The organism is Streptomyces sp. NPDC006476, from assembly GCF_040612015.1.
Taxonomy (GTDB): Bacteria; Actinomycetota; Actinomycetes; order Streptomycetales; family Streptomycetaceae; genus Streptomyces; species Streptomyces griseorubiginosus_B.
On record NZ_JBEXPK010000193.1, the window covers coordinates 1 to 4898 of the forward strand.

At 63.7% G+C, this 4898-nt stretch carries 3 protein-coding genes; 1 reads left to right on the top strand and 2 read right to left on the bottom strand.

Going from position 1 to position 4898, the window contains the following annotated elements; genetic code table 11:
* Positions 1-1112: 1112 nt before the first annotated feature.
* Complete coding sequence (locus ABZZ74_RS52560) at positions 1113-1838, top strand: hypothetical protein (protein ID WP_356951220.1); 726 nt, start codon at positions 1113-1115, stop codon at positions 1836-1838.
* A gap of 548 nt (positions 1839-2386) precedes the next feature.
* Here the strand turns inward: ABZZ74_RS52560 and ABZZ74_RS52565 are convergent.
* A complete protein-coding gene (locus tag ABZZ74_RS52565; RefSeq protein ID WP_356951221.1) occupies positions 2387-3292 on the bottom strand; it encodes an AAA family ATPase in 906 nt (301 codons plus the stop codon).
* Between the two features lie 295 nt (positions 3293-3587).
* Positions 3588-4622, bottom strand: a complete 1035-nt coding sequence (locus ABZZ74_RS52570; RefSeq protein WP_356951222.1) for a ParB/RepB/Spo0J family partition protein — start codon at positions 4620-4622, stop codon at positions 3588-3590.
* Between the last annotated feature and the right edge of the window lie 276 nt (positions 4623-4898).

A 4898-nucleotide genomic window follows, 5' to 3' on the forward strand; every position in this document is an offset into this window, starting at 1 on the left:
CGAAGCCCTCCGCGCCATGATCCTGCTCTGCCTCGCCGGCTACAGCCGGCCCCTCCCCGGACGCACATAACACCCACAGAAACGAGCGAAGAGCCATAAATCGCATCCGGGAGGAGCATTGCGGCCCAGGCCCGGCCGGTCTGCAAGTCGACAGGCTTGGTGGCTGGGGCCCCGTTGGTGCAGCTATCGCGCTGGCCAGCGCACGGCAGGTGAAGGTGCCGCTCCCGGCTGGCCGCTGTGCTGTCGGCCGGCAGGCTGGCATCTCGAGTTCCGCATGTGGCTGTGCCGGCCTGACGGGTCCGGGTGCCACCAATCCCACTGTTCCGGCCGCCGCGTTCCGACCTGGCGATTACCGACACTCTGCGAAGACATCAGATCAACCATGACCAGAAGCCAGGTGTCACGGTTCGGCTGGTTATGGTGAAGGACGCCACCACGTGCGACCGACTGCGGGTCGCGGCATGGGCCCTCGCGGCGGTGGAAGAGCTCCTTGCCCACGACGGTGTGCGCTGCGCCCTGGTCGTCAGCGGGACGGCTGCAAGATGGCGGACCAATGGGAGCGGCTCAGCAGCCGCATCTATACACTGCCCTTCGGCGGGGAGCTGAGCACCGCTTGATCATCGTGCAACGTGGCTCTCGTCCGCCTCGCCGGAAACGACCGGACCGCGGCCGCCGCGAACCCGCACCACAAACCTCATAGCGTCACGACCGTCTCACTGGACTTGAAATCTTCCGCGGTCGGCACCCGCCTGTGACTCCCCCACTTACCGGCGCAGGTGCATCTGTCGTGTGGTCGCCCGCCCAATCAGCCTCACGGCTCGGACAACAACAGGATGACTCCTGTGTGTTCCTCTCGTCAGGTGCTCCTAGGGGTGTTTTGGCAGGTCAGAGCGGTTTCAGAAGTGCGTGCCACGTATTGCAAGTGCGGTGTCTCCGGCCGGGGACTAGACGCCTCCGTAGTAGTTGCGAGCCTCTTTTCGCGGCGATTCACAGAATGTGAATCCATATCTGTGAGAGGGCACAATGAATCCATGGCACGCTCACCTCGTCGGTCCGCTGATCCCAGGAAGCCCCTGCGCAAGGCGCCGAATCGAATCGGAGTTCTCGACTCCGTGGCCGTTATCGCAGGTCTTCGGCGGCTCCACGAGGCAGCGGAGGATCCTGACATCGACCGAATGCCGGCCGATGACGAACTCTTCCAGGCGCTGATCTACCTCGAAGCGCACGCTGGGGCCCTGAAAGACGAGAAGACACGACGATTCGCTGCTATCCAGCGCATCACGCTCTGGGAGTACCTCCGGGAGCAGGCGGAGATTCATCAGGCGAAGGCCATCGCGGACGCTAGAGAGGCAAACGCCGAGTGGGCGCAACTGGCGCCTGCTCTGGCGGTGAACGCACCCAGCGCCGCCTACAACAAGGCAGCACGGCTCCGTGCCGTCGCCCTCACCGCGCTGGTCGGCAGCGCTCAGCCTGTGCGAAGGACTCCCGAGGCCGTAATGGAGGCTGAACGACTCGTTGCAGCGCAGGCAGAAGCCGACCGCCGGGCGGCTGCGCAAGCTGCACAACGACACAGTCTTCTGGCGCCTGTAGCTCAGCGGCTTCTAGAGAATCGTGACGGTCTGGACGACGGTGATGAAGTCACTTACTGGCTTGATGAGATTGCAGAGGTCCTGCCCAACTGTCACACGCCCATCCAGTTCGTCAGCTTGGAGACCTACGTCAAAGCCGTGGTTCGCGAACTGGGAAAGGTGGCTCGCAGAAACGCCGGATCGGCTGGAGCCACCCTGGATGCACAACTGGCCTACGCAGCAGCGGCTGATCTCGTCGCGGGTGTCTGACAGACCGCGAACCACCCCTCCCCTTCTCGCCTTGTGCGCGGTGTGAGAGGAGCCGAAATCTCTGGCGGACGTGAGGGGGCACTTTCATGGTCCTCAAGGAGCCTCCTCCACTCCCACGTGCCCGCAGGGTGTAGGGGTTGCTCAGGCGTAGTGGGGGACCTGTCGTGTCGTCCCATCCCACCGCAGGTCCTCGGTCGTGTCCGTAAGGTCACGGGAGCCAGAGTCGGTAGTCGCGAGGGCGATGTGTGCTTGGTTTTGGCCGGGCGTCTCTTGTACGGCTGGCCGGGCCTCGCTGTTGTTGGGGGTTGTCGAGGCTGCGTTTGACGACGTTGAGGCGCCGGTAGGAGTCCCGCTCTAGCCGATACTGGCTCCGACGTCCTGTAAGTCGGCGCCATCTAGAAGGCCATCGCTGTTCAGACGTCTGCTGGCTGCTCTTTGCAGCCGACAACCAGCTCCCAGACCGTTGCGCTAGCGGCCGCGGCGGTGGGACCCTCCCCGGCTCGAAGGAGGGCGCCAACCGCTGCTGCGCTGATTGCGGCGCAATCACGCTACTTGCGTGTGAACCCCAGGGCCTGGGTGACGAGGTAGTAGTCGTCCGTGGCGGACAGCGCGTTTGCCGAAGTGAGTTTTGAGGGGTTCTCAGTCACCGGGTCGTAGTAGCGCAGGACCTTCTGCGCTGCGTATGCCTCAGGGATACGAGGGCTCCTGCGGACCGTGGGAAGGACGAGTTCTTCGTAGGCTTGCTTGGCCTGCTGCTGACTGTCGTCGTACACGGCACCCTGGTTGCGGGTGGTTGGGCAGTCGACGATCAGGATGTTGGAGAGTTCGGCAGATGCGCCCATCACCGAGAACGTATCCCTGATCTCGTCGATCTTGTTCTCCATGCGAGTCAGTGCCCGAAGCTCCTTCCAACCCGGCTTGACGCAAGCAACGACTTCGTCCGATGCGACGATCGCGTTGACGACGATCAGTCCGAGGTTGCCTGGGCAGTCGATCAGAACCAGATCGTAGGTGTCGCGGATCCGATCGATTTGGGACCGCAGCCAGAACTCCCGTCCCGTCTTCGGTGCGAGGAGCTGCTCCGCTTCCTCCAAGGCGCTAGACCCGAGGACTACGAACAGATTGGGGATTGGCTTCGTGTCGTCCTCCCCCACCGGTCCTGCCATGGCTGGCACGACAGCGTCCTCGATCTTGGCGGCTCCCGTCAGCACGTCGTACAGGTTTGCCTGATTGGGGATGTCATCGGGGGCGTCGTAGCCGAGGGCCGCTGAGGCGTCGCACTGGGCGTCGGCATCGATGACGAGTGCGGTGAGGCCAAGGTCTGCGGCACAGGCGCCGATGTTGACTGCTGACGTCGTCTTGCCGGCGCCGCCGCTCTGGTTCGTGAGTGCGAGGACGCGTGCAATTCGTCCGGCAGTTGCCGTGGCAGCGGCGTGGTTAGGGGATGAAGTCATGAGTGAGCCTCCACGAATGATTGCGGCGCAATCAGTCCCGGGTCGGGGATCGCGCTCCTTGCCTCGCCTGGTCAACGATGGCTGCAGGGCGGGCTAGCGGCGATGGGTATGGCCCTTTGGCAGCGGATCCGCAACTAGCGGATGATTGCGCCGCAATCACAGACCGTTCGGGTCAGCCGTACTCCCGGCCAGACTCGAAGTGATGCAAGTACCGAGCGGCACGTTACAGGGGGGACCCGCGCAAAAACTAGTCGCCCCACCGGATAGACCGGTGAGGCGACCAGGGTAAGCGTCGTCAGGGTGCGAGGAGGTCCCTCAGAGCCTCGATCTCATCAGAGTCCAGTAGCTCTGTGATTTTGAGCGCAAGTTCTTCGATGCTGCGTACCACGATCACACCGCGTGGTTCAGGTTCCTGCGTGGCCACGGGTGTCTTGGCGGGTTGCGCTTGTGTAGCTGGCGTCGAGTTAGTGGCGTGCTGCGAAGCGGAGTTCGTCGGGCGCGCGGTCGGGGAGGAGGGTTGCGCTCCGGTCGCCGGGATCGGGGAAGTGGAAGCAAGGGATTCGCTTGAGCGGGGTTCCGGCAGCGACGCCGGGGTGTCGGTGGGTGGTTCGGTGATTGCGGCGCCATCTGGAGCTTCGGCTGCCGGAACGGTCTGCTGGTCTGCTGGGAGCTTACTGACGGTGGCGGCCTGTGCTGAGGTCAGCTCGCCCCGTACGAATGCCTCTTGAAGGTCCTGGCGCAGGCGAGCGAATACGGTGGCGGCCTCCCGCACGGGCAGGAGGATCCTGCCGGTCGGCGCCTCATCTTCGTCGGCCTCGAGTAGCTGCTGCTCCTTCAGCCAGTGATCGATGGTTGCCTGCTGAAGGGCAGGAACGAGCCGAAGGAGCGCGACTCGATGCGACACGTACGTTTGCGAGCAACCCACCCGCTTGGCCAGCTCCCGCTGCGACAGTTGCTTGCCGTCGCCGTCCTTCTCATCGAGAGCTTCCTGGAATTCCTGGGCCTCCTCGATCGGGTTGAGAGCCATGCGCTGGAGGTTTTCCTGGATGGCCGCGATCCGAAGGCTCGGTACCTCTCGGCGCACCAGAATCGGAACCTCGGTGAGCCCGGCCTTCAGCGCTGCAGCCAGACGGCGATGCCCGTGGTGAACGACGAAGAGGATGCCGTCCGCGACCCGGGCTTCCACGACCTCCTTGTGTTGGGGGTAGATCTCCACGTACACATCTGGAGGGATCACCGTCATTGCGGTGTTCATGCCGTCCGTACGGAGCGTCTCTGCGAGCTCGTCGATCTTGAGCAGCTTCCTGCGCCCGTTCTCCGGGCTCGGCATCAGCTGATCCGGTCGAACTGTCGGCAGTCCCTGCGGTACAAGACGTGCCTGCTGTGTAGCCGCCCTGCGTGCAGCCCTCTCCGCAGAGAGGTCACGCTTGAGGCCGGGTTTTTGAGGCATGGGCTTCTCCGGTGGGGATGCTGTATCTGGCGCGGTCGTGAGCTTATCGGCCAGCGGTCCAAGAGCCGCGTTGTAGGGGGTGGTTTGGGCGGCATAACCCCCAAAAAAGAAAACACCCTGGGGGGGGTTTGGGCTATTAGTTAGATAGGAAGAGGG

What these genes read in the sequence shown, in the direction of transcription:
- ABZZ74_RS52570 (WP_356951222.1), bottom strand. Translation starts at nt 4,622, where the DNA reads ATGCCGAGCCCGGAGAACGGGCGCAGGAAGCTGCTCAAGATCGACGAG.
- ABZZ74_RS52565 (WP_356951221.1), bottom strand. Translation starts at nt 3,292, where the DNA reads ATGACTTCATCCCCTAACCACGCCGCTGCCACGGCAACTGCCGGACGA.